This is a genomic window from Niastella soli, assembly GCF_017742245.1.
Lineage (GTDB): Bacteria > Bacteroidota > Bacteroidia > Chitinophagales > Chitinophagaceae > Niastella > Niastella soli.
On record NZ_JAGHKO010000001.1, the window covers coordinates 2,851,687 to 2,866,173 of the forward strand.

A 14,487-nucleotide genomic window follows, 5' to 3' on the forward strand; every position below is an offset into this window, starting at 1 on the left:
GAATGCTACAGTTTAGTAGCGAGCCAATTTGACAGGGACGTCAAAGGTACGAAAAAGCAGGCAGTTGGCAGTAGTAGAAGTCAATGGTTTGCAGGCAATAGCTGGGATTTTAAGCACCAGTTTTTTAAATAGGAGGAATGAACCATATAAGAGCGCTTGCCTGCCCGCCAAAGCACGCCTGGGAAAACTGGCCCGCCGGCCGCAGCACGCCTTCGAAGGCTGGTTTGGCTTACGGGATACCGGTTTTCCCATCCTGCGTGGCGCCGAATGGGGAGGAGACCCGGGCTGAGTTGTCTGGAAGTTGTCTGGAAGTTGTCTGGAAGTTGTCTGGAAGTTGTCTGGGAGTTGTCTGGAAGTTGTCTGGAAGTTGTCTGGGAGTAGTACTATCTCAGAGCATCCCCAGGCAATCCTCAGACAACCTTCAGAGCATCCCGCTACAATAACCCGGCAATAAAGCTGCTATTATTCTGTTCGTTAACACCCATGTAGGTAGGGGCGAGCCCCTGATTTTGGGAGAGATTTAGGCATCTTATTGACTATCAGTGGATAGTAAATTTTGACCTACATCAACTGATACCTGTTACCCGGAAGGGCCTGAACAATATTTTGCATTTCGAGGCTGAGTACGGCTGTAATGAGCGAGCTTGTGCTTAGTCCGCAGCGGAGATTCAGTTCGTCGATGTGCACCGGTTTTTTTTCGCTTAACATGTCTACAAGGGTTTGTTCTTCAGCATTTAAGTTAACAAAGAGTTCTTTTTGAGGCCGATAATTTTTGCGTTCGGGTTCATTCCAGCCAAGAATTGCTGCCAAATCTTGTGGATCGGTGAGTAAAATTGCCTTATTGTGCTTAATAAGGGCGTTGCAACCTGCACTTTTGGCATCGGTTACCCTGCCGGGGTAGGCAAATACATCGCGATTATAACCATTGGCCAGGTCGGCGGTGATCATGCTGCCGCCCTTTAAACCTGTTTCAATTACCACCACGCAATCGCTCATGCCGGCAACAATTCGGTTCCTGATTGGGAAATGATGTTTTTCAGCGGTAATGTCGCTGTAAAATTCGGTGATCAGACCACCTCCCTGTTGTACCATTTCTTTTGCCAGTTGGGTATGTTCTGCGGGGTATAAGCTATCGAGGCCATGCGCCAGTACACCAACTGTAGGTAAATTATACTGAAGGGCTGCTTTATGGGCAATGGCATCAATGCCAAATGCCAGACCACTTATTACAACCACATTGTGCTGAGTAAGTGTTTGTACCAATTCCTGGGTGAGTTCTTTACCATATGCCGAATTTATACGGGTACCAATAACAGCTACTATGCGCGATGCATTTAGGTTGGCATGACCGCGATAAAACAGCAGGGTGGGGGGATCGTAACAATGTAACAGCCGTTGCGGGTATTCGGGATGGGTTAGGAATAAGGGTTTTATTTTGTATTTCTCTATGAAGGCGATCTCTTTTTCCAGCATGGCAAATTCACGGAACTTTTTAATTTGTTGGGCGCGCACTGTTCCAATGCCTTCGGCTTTTTCCAGTTGGGAAATACTTGCTTTGAATATACCTTCTGCGGTGTGAAAATGTTCAATGAGCAATTTGGCATGTACACAGCCAATTTGAGGCACCTGTGTTAATGCCAGCTGGTAGAGCAATTCGTTTGTCATAGCAGTATAAAAGCCAAAAATAATACTCCGCTTTGAACGTGATGCAGTAATAAAAAAGCCTCAGTACAATATATGTAAGTACTGAGGCTTTTTTGTTTATGTCAATTGTTATTGGCTAATTACCTGCATTTCGGTCCTTCTATTCAGGGCCCGGCCTTCATCGGTTGTATTGTCGGCCACGGGCTGGGTAGCGCCGTATCCTTTAAACGTGAGGCGTGTTTGCTCAATGCCTTTGCTTATCAGGTATTTCACCACGGCTTGTGCGCGGTTATTTGACAACGTCATGTTGTCTGTGGCTTTACCAACATTATCAGTATGCCCGCTGATCTGTATTTTAAGCGTTGGATTTTCTTTCATTAGCTGGAATATATTATCCAGTTCAATAGTGGATTCAGGTTTCAGATCAAACTTACCCGATTCAAAAAAGATATTCTTTAACACCACGCTGGCATTGGCCTCGATGGGTTGCAATGGAATATCGATCTTGTAGGTACTGTCTGGCGTTTTCTGGCTCAGCGGGAAATTTTCTGAGAAGAACAGATAACCCCGGCGTTTTACGTTGAACGCATAATCTTTTCCCACTGGCAGGGTGATGAGGTAATTGCCGGTAGCATCTGTTTGCACCCTGCTTATAACCTCGCGGGTGCTCAGGTCGGTTAGTTCAACCCCGGATGGCAGCCCTTTCAATGTTTTTTTGTCGAACACCTTTCCTTTTACCCAAAGCGTTCTGGCCGGGCGAACATCTTCACGTAATTCAAAAGAATACAGATCGAGGCCGCCTCGGGTATCTGTGCGATCGCTGGTATAATAAGCTGTTTTACCATCGGCGGCTATTACCAGGCTGCCTTCGTTCTCAATGGTATTGATGGGGTAGCCAAGGTTAACGGGTTTGCCCCAGCCCTTGCCCTGTTTTTTGGCCATGAACAAGTCGCTGCCGCCATAACCCAGGTGGCCGGTAGATGTAAAATAAAGGCTTTGGTTATCGGCATGAATAAAGGGCGCGATCTCATCGCCGATGGTATTTATCTCGGGTCCCAGGTTCTCGGGATCACTCCAGCGGCCATTGGGCAACTGGTGAGATACATACAGGTCCTGACCGCCATAGCCACCAGGGCGGCCGCTGGAGAAGTACAGATCGCGTTTGTCGGGTGACAGGCTGGGCGCCGATTCCCATGACTCGGTATTTATCCGGTTGCCCATGTTCTCGGGTTTGCTCCAACCCTGGGGCGTTAAATATGAAATATACAGATCGCAACTGCCATATCCATAGGGAAAATTACAACCCGTGAATGTAAGCCATTGACCATCCTGCGAAATATTAGAAGCGCCCTCATTCAGATTGCTGTTGATATCACCAGGTAAAAGGACCGCTTTTGTCCAATGACCGTTCTCAAAATGAGATTCAAAAAACTCTTCATTGCCATTTACCCGGCGGGTAAAAATAAAATCCTTGTCATCGATAGTGATCGTGGGAAAATATTCAAGGTGCACACTGTTGATGCTGTCGCCCATATTCTGTGGCGTAAACCGGTAACTGCCTGCGGGGTGCTGATTGCTGTAATCGACTGCAAACTGATAGGTTTTACGGCGGTAATCAGCTGCTTTCCTGCTTTGTGCATTGATGTTAGGTACCGACAGAAATTCATCGATCGCCTGTAAGGCTTTCTTAAATTCGCCCACACCGGCCAGGTTAATGGAGTAAGGAAGGTTGTATTCTTTAAACCAAATGCTATCTATACCCTTTGCTTTCTCGTAATTTTCGAGGGCGCGAGGATAGTTCTTTTGTTCAAAATACATACCAGCTATTGATAAGTAAGCTTCCAGGAACCGGGGCTCTATTTTAATAGCGTCCTGCAGGGTTTTTATACTTTCTGCATAATCGCCATTCATGGCAATGCCATAGGCCTTTTCAAAAAGAGCTTTTGCCTTTTTACTTACTTTATCAGGATCGTATTGTGCCCGGGCTGAGCAAAAAAGCCCAACCAGCATGGATATTGCAATAATCTTTTTTATCATCTGATGCTTTTATCGTGAAACGTGAAACGGCAAACGGCAGACGGGAATGGGCAATAGGCAATGGACAATGGGCAATGAAACTCGTGAACCGGCAATCGGCAGTGGGCAATCATTCACCACTAACCTGCTCTGCGCCGATTGGCAGCTCGCCCCACTAATTCATCGGCTCGATACATAACTCTGTGCCAGGCCACCGGCTCGAAACGCAATGCTCACTTCGGTCGCTCATCAACTCGTTTACCTGGTAAACTTACGACTTCCTGCCTCCCTTATCAACCCGCCAACTCTATCAACTTGCCTTGCCCGCCGAAGCCTTGGCGTAGGTGGGCCTTCCTGATCAACTGGTCAACCTCCCTCAAAATCATACCAATGTTGCGAATTAAAGATAAAAATCCACCCCTTATTAGACGAGGTTTTTGTTGAAAAAGTTTATAAGAAAGCGTTATAAATGCCATTAAGGCACATGAATGTATTTGTGTAATTGAAGTGAGAACTCCCACCGGGGATGATCTTTGATATAGTCAATGATAAGTGGAGTTACAAGGGCCGTTTTACTCCATTCGGGTTGTAGGAATAGTTTACAGGAAGGAGAAACCAGGGCGGCATATTTTTCGGCCCATTCAAAATCACTTTTGTTATAGATCACCACTTTCAGTTCGTTGGCCAGTGGTAATATTTCAGGAAGGGGGGCTTTGAATTTTTTAGGCGATAAACAGATCCAATCCCATGAGCCGCTAACGGGCCAGGCACCGGAAGTTTCAATATTGGTTACAAAGCCGGCGGTATGCAGGGCACTGGTCAGTGCATCGAGGTTATGCATCAATGGTTCGCCTCCCGTAACTACCGCCATGCGGCCGGGGAATACACTGGCCGCCGCAACAATATCATCTATAGATTGCAACGGATGTTTTCCGGCTTCCCAGCTATCTTTTACATCGCACCACACGCAACCCACGTCGCATCCGCCCAGACGAACGAAATAAGCAGCTTTTCCCTGATGGTAACCTTCGCCTTGCAGGGTATAGAAGGCTTCCATTACAGGATATTGAATCGTATCTATTGTAGCTTTTGTCATTAACACAAAGTTCGGGATAATAATGGTGCAATGAGCCAGTATGCCCGGGCACAATGGCTCATTGCACATTATGTTTTAGTTCTTATCTATGCAGGCTTTATAAGTATTTTTCATCAATGCGGCAATGGTCATTGGGCCAACGCCACCAGGCACCGGCGTGATCCAGGAGCTTTTGGGTGAAACAGAAGCGAACTGCACATCGCCTTTTAAGGAATAACCTCTTTTTTTGGTAGCATCTTCAACACGGGTAATGCCTACGTCAATTACAATAGCGCCATCCTTCACCATATCAGCCGTTACAAATTCTGGCTTGCCTAAGGCTGCTACTATAATATCAGCTTGCAGACACAGCTCCTTTAAATTTTTAGTTGCCGAATGGCAAATGGTTACGGTGCAATTACCAGGGTTGGTATTGGCACTGAGCAGTATGCTCATAGGACGGCCTACAATATTACTGCGGCCTATAACTACAGCATGTTTGCCCTTGGTATCTATTTTATAATGTTCCAGCATCAGCATAATGCCATGCGGGGTGGCAGGAATAAATGTAGGGAGCCCCTGTACCATTTTTCCCACACTAACAGGATGAAAACCGTCCACATCCTTTGCAGGATCAATAGCGTTGATCACTTTTTCATCAGAAATATGTTTAGGCAATGGCAATTGTACCAGAATACCATCCACATCGGGATTGTTGTTCAGTTGTTCAATTGTTTCCAGCAATTTGAATTCGGTGATGGTGTCTTCAAGGCGAATAAGGGTAGAATGAAATCCGATCTCTTCACAGGTCCTTACTTTTGAACCTACATATGTTTCACTGGCTCCGTTGTTTCCAACCAATACGGCGGCCAAATGCGGTACTTTTTTACCTTCTGCTACCAATTGAGCCACTTTTAATTTCAATTCGTCCTTTGTTGCCTGCGATACAAGCTGCCCGTCTAAAATTTTCATGGCGCAAAGGTAAAGTACTGCGGTAAGTTGCCCTAACCTGAACAAAGATTTGTTATATCAGTAAAATTTATATATGTTTATTGCCTGATTCTGAAAAGCTTACTGTTTTGAGAAACCTGTTATTGCCATTATCTCTTATCCCTTGCCTGGCCTTTGGTCAGTCAATACATTACTCTCCTGGTACCTTATATACTGGGCTGGGCGCGTACAGTCATCAGTTTACCCAGTCTTTTTCCTTTTTGGCCAATCAGGCTGCGTTGGGTACAATTACGAGCACAAGTGCAGGAGTTTATGCCGAACAAAAATATGGGTTAAAGCCATTATCTCTGTATATGGCTACCGCGGCCATGCCCGTTCAGCGGGGTGGTGTGGGCATGGTCATGCAATACAGTGGGTTTAGCGATTTTAATGAAAGCCAAATAGGGTGTGCCTATGGCAAAGATCTGGGGCGGGTAAGCCTGGGCATCCAGTGCAATTATAATATGATGCACATTGCCGGTTATGGCAATGATGCGGCCATTGGATTTGAAATCGGCAGCCAGTGGCAGATCAGTTCAACCCTGATCACCGGATTTCATCTGGTAAATCCGGTGGGTGGGCACTTTCGCAATCACCGGGATGAGAAGCTGGCGGCGGTTTATCAGTTTGGCGCCGGTTATGAAGTATCGAAACAATTATTCCTGAGTGCAGAGCTTACTAAAGAGGAGAACCAGCCGGTAAATGTGCAGGCGGGTTTGCAATATGTGTTGTCGCCCGACAGGTTATTTGTACGCGCGGGTATTACCACCGCCACTACTTCCCCTTATGCCGGTATAGGCTGGCAATGGAAGCATTGCCGCGCCGATGTTTGCGTGCGCTACCATCCTCAACTGGGACTTTCACCGGGATTGTTGTTGCTATTTTATGGAAAGCAAAAAAGGGAACCGTGAAATGGTCGTTTGTCATATGGTTGGTTACACAGGGACTAGTGGTGGCTGCACAGGAGAAGCCAGCTATACCCCTGAATGAACAACAGCTCGAAATGCAGGCCGAGCGCGAAGAAGGGATGACTGAAGATGACAGCCAATGGCAGCAACTGGAGTATTTACAAAAGCACCCACTGGATTTAAATACCGCCACTGAAATTGACCTGGAAAATCTGCGCCTGTTGACCGACCTGCAGATCAGCAATTTTTTACTATACCGAAATTTATTGGGCCCCTTATTGCACGTGAACGAACTACAGGCTGTACCCGCCTGGGATGTGGGCACTATAAAGCGGTTATTGCCCTATGTTACCATAAGTGATCAAAAAAGCATTATTGAAAAGCTGGGCGAACGGCTCCGGCATGGTGAGCAAACCCTTTTATTACGGGTAGCAAAAACCGTAAATACTTCCAGTGACGCCCTAAAAGCCACCGACAGCTATCTGGGAAGTGCAGTGGCCGTAATGACCCGGTATAAATACAAATATAAAAACCTGTTGCAATTGGGTATGACCGGTGATAAAGATGCTGGCGAGCAATTTTTTAAAGGCACCCAAAAAAACGGCTTCGATTTTTATTCTTTCCATTTATTTGCCCGCAACCTGGGGCGTATTCAATCGCTGGCTCTTGGTGATTTTACTGTGGAGTTAGGGCAGGGGTTAATTCAATGGCAGGGTATGGCATTTAAAAAAAGCGCTGATGTATTGGGGATAAAACGGCAGGGCGCCCCCTTGCAACCTTATAATTCCGCCGGGGAATACAATTTTCACCGAGGCGTTGGCGTCACCTTACAAAAGAATCAAATGCAGTTTACTGCATTCGGCTCAATCAGAAAATTAAATACCAACCTGGTATCGGACAGCTTTTTGAATTCGCTTGAATATATTTCTTCTATAATAACAACCGGGTATCATCGAACACTGGCCGAACTGAATGACCGAAATAATGTGCAATGCCTGACTACGGGAGCGGCCCTGAAACTGGCAAATAACAAGTCGCATGTTGGGATAAATGCTGTTCAATATCATTTATCGAAACCCCTGCAACCGGGTGTGGCGGTGTATGATCAGTTTGCCATTAATGGACAGTACTGGAGTAATTATAGTTTCGATTATAGTTATACTTTCCATAATATGCACGTGTATGGCGAGGTGGCGGTTGATAAATTATTGAACCGCGCCATGATACATGGTTTGTTAGCCAGCCTGGACCCTAAAGTAGATCTGGCAATCGTGTATCGCAACATTGGTCCCCGGTATCAATCGCTTTTTAGCAATGCTTTTACCGAAAACAGTTTGCCGGTTAATGAAAAGGGGTGTTATGCCGGGTTGTCCATCAGACCGGTTGTTGGCTGGAAGCTGGATGTATATATGGATGTTTTCAGGTTTCCCTGGTTAAAATACCAGGTGAATGCGCCATCTGGTGGTCATGAATATTTGGTGCAGCTTGCTTATACGCCCAGCAAATACGTAGAAATATACACCCGCTTCAGGCAGGAAACAAAATCGATGAATGAGGTCGATCCCTTACCGGGTATTTCGCCGGTAGTACCAGTAACCCGGTTAAACTGGCGCACTCATATTAGTTATCGATTAAATAAAACGGTTGAATTGCGAAGCCGGGTAGAAACTGTTTGGGTTACCCGTAACAAAAAACAACCCGAAACGGGTTTTCTTTTTTACACCGATGTGCATGTTAAGCCTGCATTCAAACCATTTTTCTTTAGTGCGCGGGCTCAATATGTAGAAACGGATAGCTACAATAGTCGCCTATACGCTTTTGAAAATACCGTATTATATAATTTTTCCATCCCACCGCTATTTGATAAGGTATTTCGCTACATAGTAAATGTTAATTACCGGTTAACGAACCGGTCTGCAATGCAACCGCCTAAAAAAATAAGTTGTCTTTTTTCTTTTTCTGTGGCGCAATCACTATTTCCATCAACAAAAGAAGAGGCGGCAATGAAATCGGGAACCGAAGCGTACAACAGATTTGATACCAAACTGCAAGTTATTTTAACAAGGCGATGAACAATTAGTTTGCCTGTTTGTATCAGGACCGTTAACAATAAAATTAAAATTCAATTAAAGCGGTAATTAAATTCGGTTATACATAATCCCAAATCATATAAATTTGCCGCCTTGTTAATTAGGATTCTGTTAAGTTTTCATGACATAACAGAAACTGTTCACGTTTTTTTTAGATCTATTGCTAACTGGTGAAGTTTAGAAATACCGAGGGTGGCTGCATGTAACTCAACACGGATGCGGGTTGAAGCACGATCGTCACATCACAAAGTTTTCTTGAAGCGAAATTATCTATGCTGCTAGTTTGCAGCATTTGAAGAAATCGTTTTGTCTACCGGTTAGATAAAAACTATTTTATTAACGAATGAATTAAAAAAAGTTTTCAGTCTTTAGTTTTTCAGGTTTATTTATTTTAAAAAATCTACAAGTCTCATGAGAAAAATTGTATCGTTGGCAGCGATGCTTCTTGCTTGCGTTGCCATAAGCTTTGGTCAAACCCACACTGTGACCGGAGTAATTAAAGATGCGCAGGGAAACCCGATTCCATTCGCCTCTGTAAAAGTTAAAGGAACTTCTTCTGGTGTTGCCGCCGATAAAGATGGCAAATTCACAATCAACATTCCCGATGCAGGAGCCAAACTGGTAGTATCTGGTGCAGGCTACCAGGATTATGAGGTTTCTGCAGGCTCTCAAACAAACATTACGGTATCCTTAACGGAAAAAGATAACTTGAAAGAAGTGGTTGTAACCGCTTTAGGACAGGTTAAAAGCAAAGCCAAAGTTGGTTATTCTACCTCCACTTTTGGATCAGAGAATATCAACCGTTCGGCGCCGTTAGGGGCTTTGGATGGATTACAGGGAAAGATCGCTGGTGCAGATATCTCTACTGTAAGCGGAACGCCTGGTTCTTCTACCAAGGTGGTTTTGCGCGGTTATGGAGTTATTTCAGGCGGTAATAACCAACCGTTATATGTTATTGATGGTGTGCCTTTGTCGGATGCCAGACAGGCTTCTGGTGGCGATGGAAAATACGACTATGGTAACGGATTGAACTATGTGAACCCCAATGATATTGAAAGTATAACAGTACTTAAGGGTACAGCCGCTTCTGCCTTATATGGCTCTCAGGCAAAGAACGGTGCTATCATGATCACCACTAAAAAAGGTAAGGCTGGAAAATTGAAAGTTGACGTTACCAGCACTTATAACGTAAGCCAGGTTGGCAAAACCCCCGACTTCCAAAAAGATTTTGGTCAGGGTTGGGACGGTACATTCATTTTGTCTGAAAACGGAAGCTGGGGTCCACGTCTTGATGGAAAAACCCGCTTATGGGGTTCTATTGTAGACAATTCGCAGCTTTTAAAGCCTTATTCATACCACGATAATATCAAGGACTTTTATGATTGGGGTAATGAATCAAATAACACGGTATCATTATCTGGTGGAAATGAGACTAACAAGTTCTATTTCTCTTATGGTAATGTATTCAGCGATGGTATCATTCCTACAAAAGCTGACTACCTCGAGCGTCACACGCTGTCATTCCGCAGCAATTCAACCTATAATAAATTCACCCTTAATACGTCTATCAACTATGTTAACAGACGTATGAATGCAGTGGCTACCAACTCGGTTTCTGGGGTTGGATCTTCTTTATTTGAAGATGTTTTACAAATTCCGGTTGATATTCCGATCGAGGATTTTAAAAACTACAAGAACAAGTTCTTTAATGTAGATAACTATTTTACTCCATATGCCGAGAACCCATACTATGGTTTAAACGAAAATGGAAGTAAACAAAATGCTGACCGGATCTTCGGTAACGTGAACCTGGGATATAAATTTACTGACTGGTTAGCTGCTGAATTTATTTTTGGGGGTGACTTTTCCAACTCCCGTACCGGCATTCACAATGCGGTAAATGCACCTTCAGCTGGTAGCTGGAACGATGGCGCCAATGTGGAAGGGTCAAAAAGACAGGCAGACATTGGTTCATACCAGGAGTTAAGTAATTATGATGGGTCTATCAACGGAATGTTTAACCTGAAATTCAATAAAGACCTGAACAATGACTTTAACCTGGAAGCAATTGCCGGTACAGCCTACAACCAATCACAATCAAGAGAAGTATCTGCTAAAATTGAAGGTCTTACTATTCCCGGTTTCTATAATTTGAGCAATTCAAACAACCCGCCCACTGCTACCAATTCAACAACCAGTAAACGACTGATTGGTGCTTATGCACAGGCTACTGTGGGTTACCGGAACCAGTTATTTTTAACGCTTAATGCCAGAAACGACTGGTCTTCTACATTGCCCGTCAACAATAACAGTTTCTTCTATCCCGGTGCTAACGTTTCATGGGTTGCTTCACAAACCCTGCATCTGGAAACAACGCCTATATCATTGTTGAAATTCAGAGCAGCTTATGGTAAAACAGGTTCTGATGCACCGGTTTACCTGGTTTATAATACACTAACTCCCGGTAAAGTTGATCTGGGCTTTGGTGATGTTACCTTCCCTTTCAATGGCGTGGCTGGATATTCACTTGATAACACCATCCATAACCTGAACCTTAAGCCCGTTATTACCAATGAGGCTGAGTTCGGTGCTGAGATCAGGGCGTTAAAGAACCGGATTGGGTTGGATGTAGTTTATTACGACAAACGTACAGATGGCCAGATCTTTACAGTTCCGGTTGCTCCTTCCACAGGTTATACCGGTTATGTACAAAACCTGGGGTTGGTTAGCAATAAAGGTATTGAGTTAACATTTGATGCGACCCCGATCAAAAACAGAAACTTTACCTGGGCTGTGAATTACACATTTGCCCGCAACCGCAGTAAAGTAGAGAATTTGAATGGTGGGCCTAACAAAGTGCAACTGCAAACTGCATATGAAGCAGAATTTGATGCCATTCCCGGAAAACCATTGGGTGTATTCCTGGCTCCAGTGCCCATGTACACTGCTGATGGTAAGATCATAGTTGATAGTGTAACCGGAATTCCTGTGGCTGCACCAGACAAGGCCGAGTATGGTACTTCACAGCGTGATTTTATGATGGGTTTGCAAAATACCTTTACCTATAAGGATTTTTCATTAGGATTCTCTTTGGACTATCGCAAAGGTGGTATGTTTTACAGTGGTACAGCCGACCTGACACTGTTTACCGGAAATGCCCTGGCAACTGCCTATAATGATCGTAATCCGTTTGTTGTGCCTAATTCAGTGTATAAAGTAACTGATGGTTCTGGTAAGACAACATATGCTGAAAATACCAAGCCGGTAGATCAGGCGCATATCGATGATTATTATTATCCTACTACTAACAAAGCGCTGGCATATTCTCAGCGGATCATTGACAGGTCTTTCCTCAAAATGAGAGACGTTACCCTTACTTATCGTTTACCTCGTGAGATTTCGTCAAAGATTAAATCTGAGAATCTGTCATTGACAGTATACGGAAGGAATTTCATGCTCTGGACTCCAAAATCGAACAGATACATCGATCCGGAGGTTACCAACTATGGTAACGATTTACAGAGTGAATTTGGTGAGTTTAGAACAGGCCCCAGTTTAAAACAATACGGGGTTACACTGCGTGCAACTTTTTAAAATGAATTCCAAAATCATTAATTAATGAAGTTTACAATGAAAAAGTTTCTCTTTATAATAACAGGTAGCGTTATCATTTTTTCAAGCTGTAAGCGCCAGCTTGATATCAACAGGGATCCCAGTAAGCCTGACTTGTCTCAGGGAAGCCCTTCGCTGGTCTTCCCGGTGGCTGTAATGTCATCTGCCGGTAGAATTGGCGGTGATCTTACTATTCTGGGTGGAATTTGGTCAGAATATTATACCCAGGCTTACTCCAGTAACCAGTATAAAACAATTGATGCCTATAATTTGCAGAACACCGACTATAACGGTGCTTATACGGAACTGTATTCCGGTGCAATTAATGATTATCAGTATGTGCTGGATAAATCTAATGCCAGTGGCGACTGGAATTACTTCCTGATGGCAACCGTTATGAAGGCTTACACCGTTGAGGTGCTGGCAGATCTGTACGATAAAGTTCCTTATAGCCAGGCTTCACTGGGAACTACCAATTTAAATCCTGCTTTTGATGATGGCTATACTATTTATACTGATCTGTTAAAGAAGATCGATGAAGCGTTGGGTAAAGACTTTGCAGCAAAAACCAATACCCCTCCTGGTGCTAATGACCTGATCTTCGGTGGCGATATAAGCAAATGGAAAAAGTTTGCCAATACATTGAAATTAAAAATGTATTTGCGGATGGTAAATGCCAAACCAGCTGAGGCGGAAGCAGGTATTAAAAAACTGTACAGCGATGGGGCTGCATTTTTGGATGTTAACGCCGCTGTTACCGGATATACCGAAACACCCGACAAACAAAACCCCTTTTACGCCTATAACATTCAACGGTTGAATGTGGGTACTAACCTTCGGGCCAGCAGAACTTTCACTTCCTGGTTGGCGGCCAATGGTGATCCCCGTAGTGAAGCTTACTTTGGAGTTGCTGCACCAACTGCTATGCACCAGGGCGACTATACCAGTACAGATCCCAGCTATGGTACAACAGCTGTATTTGTTCAGAGTGCTACAGATCCTGTAGAGTTTATCTCTTTGGCTGAATCCTATTTTATGCAAGCTGAAGCCCGCGAGCGTTATTTTGGCGGTGTTGACGCACAGACCTTGTACAATGACGGAGTATTGGCTGCGTTTGATGCGGTTGGGAATGATGGTAGCACATTCGTTGCTCCCGGTGGAAAATATGCCTATCCGGTTGCCGGCACATTAGAGCAAAAAATAGAAGCCATTATAGTTCAAAAATGGGCTTCCCTGCCTTTTGGCAGTCATTCGCTGGAAGCATTTTTTGAAAGGAACAGAACGGGTTATCCCAAATCAAGTACTGTTTATTCTACAGACCTTAATTATATCCCCGGTCAACTGGTGTATTCAAAAAATGGTGTAACAGGCGGTAAGTTCCCAAAAAGACTGGTATTCCCTGATGTTGAAAGATCAAGAAATACAAGCACCCCTGCTGAAGTACCACTTACAACACCCGTTTGGTGGGCGAAATAATTTTGTTCAAGTAATAAATGAAAATAACAATGAAATATATTATTCCAATATTAATAGTGCTTTTTGCAGTTACCGGCTGTAACAAAGACGACAATTTTGTTGCTAACGACGAGCAGGTGGCTTCTTCAAAGGTTACTTATTTTGCGCTCATCACAATGAAAGGCGATAAGTATATGTCCCTGGTTAAAGGCGATACCTATACCGACCCTGGTGCAACGGCTACAGAAAAAGGAGCGCCCATTTCAGTAACTACCTCAGGAAAAGTGGATACCAACGTGCCAGGATTGTACACCGTTACCTATACTGCTATAAATAAAGATGGTTTTGCGGCTACTAAATCAAGGACCGTGGTTGTTTTAAGCGGACATGAGGCGCCGGGTGTTGATGTTTCAGGTACTTATAAATATGTAGGGGGCGATTTTGAAGCAACTGTTGAAAAAGTTGCCGAAGGACTGTACACCATGGATAACTTCTATGGCCCTACCACAATCGCCTGCGTATTTACAACGCTGGATGGTTTAACTGTTGAGATCCCTGAACAAACAACCGGATATGGCCCTGTTTATGGTGCCGGTACAATATCCCTGACAGGCAAAATGAGTATAAAATTTGATCTGCCCAAACAAGGCATTTATAACAAAGCTCGTTCCTGGCAACTGCAATAATTCGCCGAACC

Annotated in this window: 10 protein-coding genes; 6 read left to right on the forward strand and 4 right to left on the reverse strand. The window is 44.2% G+C overall.

The window, feature by feature from the left end; all coding sequences use genetic code 11:
- Nucleotides 1–64: 64 nt before the first annotated feature.
- A complete protein-coding gene (locus J7I42_RS11715) occupies nt 65–289 on the forward strand; it encodes a hypothetical protein (RefSeq protein WP_209138968.1) in 225 nt (74 codons plus the stop codon).
- Between the two features lie 272 nt (nt 290–561).
- Here J7I42_RS11715 and dprA read toward each other — a convergent pair whose 3' ends face one another.
- From dprA to folD, 4 genes are all read right to left on the reverse strand, one after another.
- A complete protein-coding gene (gene dprA / locus J7I42_RS11720) occupies nt 562–1,665 on the reverse strand; it encodes a DNA-processing protein DprA (RefSeq protein WP_209138969.1) in 1,104 nt (367 codons plus the stop codon).
- A 108-nt stretch (nt 1,666–1,773) separates the two neighbouring features.
- Nucleotides 1,774–3,681: an OmpA family protein gene (locus J7I42_RS11725; RefSeq protein ID WP_209138970.1), complete on the reverse strand. Its 1,908-nt coding sequence runs from the start codon at nt 3,679–3,681 to the stop codon at nt 1,774–1,776.
- Nucleotides 3,682–4,135: 454 nt separating this feature from the next.
- Nucleotides 4,136–4,756, reverse strand: a complete 621-nt coding sequence (locus J7I42_RS11730; protein ID WP_209138971.1) for a 7-carboxy-7-deazaguanine synthase QueE — start codon at nt 4,754–4,756, stop codon at nt 4,136–4,138.
- 75 nt (nt 4,757–4,831) lie between these two features.
- Nucleotides 4,832–5,707 carry a bifunctional methylenetetrahydrofolate dehydrogenase/methenyltetrahydrofolate cyclohydrolase FolD gene (folD, locus tag J7I42_RS11735; protein ID WP_209138972.1) on the reverse strand — a complete coding sequence of 292 codons (876 nt, stop codon included), beginning with the start codon at nt 5,705–5,707 and terminating at the stop codon, nt 4,832–4,834.
- 107 nt (nt 5,708–5,814) lie between these two features.
- On the opposite strand from folD, the gene J7I42_RS11740 reads away from it, so the two are divergent.
- The 5 genes from J7I42_RS11740 (at nt 5,815) to J7I42_RS11760 (ending at nt 14,476) form a co-directional block, all read left to right on the forward strand.
- Nucleotides 5,815–6,636, forward strand: coding sequence for a hypothetical protein (locus tag J7I42_RS11740; protein WP_209138973.1), 822 nt, complete (start codon nt 5,815–5,817; stop codon nt 6,634–6,636).
- Nucleotides 6,633–8,705: a ComEA family DNA-binding protein gene (locus J7I42_RS11745; RefSeq protein WP_209138974.1), complete on the forward strand. Its 2,073-nt coding sequence runs from the start codon at nt 6,633–6,635 to the stop codon at nt 8,703–8,705. Before J7I42_RS11740 ends, J7I42_RS11745 begins: the two co-directional genes overlap by 4 nt.
- A 429-nt stretch (nt 8,706–9,134) precedes the next feature.
- Nucleotides 9,135–12,317: a SusC/RagA family TonB-linked outer membrane protein gene (locus J7I42_RS11750; protein ID WP_209138975.1), complete on the forward strand. Its 3,183-nt coding sequence runs from the start codon at nt 9,135–9,137 to the stop codon at nt 12,315–12,317.
- Nucleotides 12,318–12,353: 36 nt separating this feature from the next.
- Complete coding sequence (locus J7I42_RS11755) at nt 12,354–13,811, forward strand: SusD/RagB family nutrient-binding outer membrane lipoprotein (protein WP_209138976.1); 1,458 nt, start codon at nt 12,354–12,356, stop codon at nt 13,809–13,811.
- A 29-nt stretch (nt 13,812–13,840) separates the two neighbouring features.
- Nucleotides 13,841–14,476: a DUF5011 domain-containing protein gene (locus J7I42_RS11760; protein ID WP_209138977.1), complete on the forward strand. Its 636-nt coding sequence runs from the start codon at nt 13,841–13,843 to the stop codon at nt 14,474–14,476.
- Nucleotides 14,477–14,487 lie beyond the last annotated feature (11 nt).

Excerpts from the sequence above, each read along its gene's own strand:
- J7I42_RS11755 (WP_209138976.1), top strand. The coding sequence starts at position 12,354 with ATGAAAAAGTTTCTCTTTATAATAACAGGTAGCGTTATCATTTTTTCA.
- J7I42_RS11760 (WP_209138977.1), top strand. The coding sequence starts at position 13,841 with ATGAAATATATTATTCCAATATTAATAGTGCTTTTTGCAGTTACCGGC.
- folD (WP_209138972.1), bottom strand. The coding sequence starts at position 5,707 with ATGAAAATTTTAGACGGGCAGCTTGTATCGCAGGCAACAAAGGACGAA.
- J7I42_RS11730 (WP_209138971.1), bottom strand. The coding sequence starts at position 4,756 with ATGACAAAAGCTACAATAGATACGATTCAATATCCTGTAATGGAAGCC.
- J7I42_RS11750 (WP_209138975.1), top strand. The coding sequence starts at position 9,135 with ATGAGAAAAATTGTATCGTTGGCAGCGATGCTTCTTGCTTGCGTTGCC.
- dprA (WP_209138969.1), bottom strand. The coding sequence starts at position 1,665 with ATGACAAACGAATTGCTCTACCAGCTGGCATTAACACAGGTGCCTCAA.
- J7I42_RS11725 (WP_209138970.1), bottom strand. The coding sequence starts at position 3,681 with ATGATAAAAAAGATTATTGCAATATCCATGCTGGTTGGGCTTTTTTGC.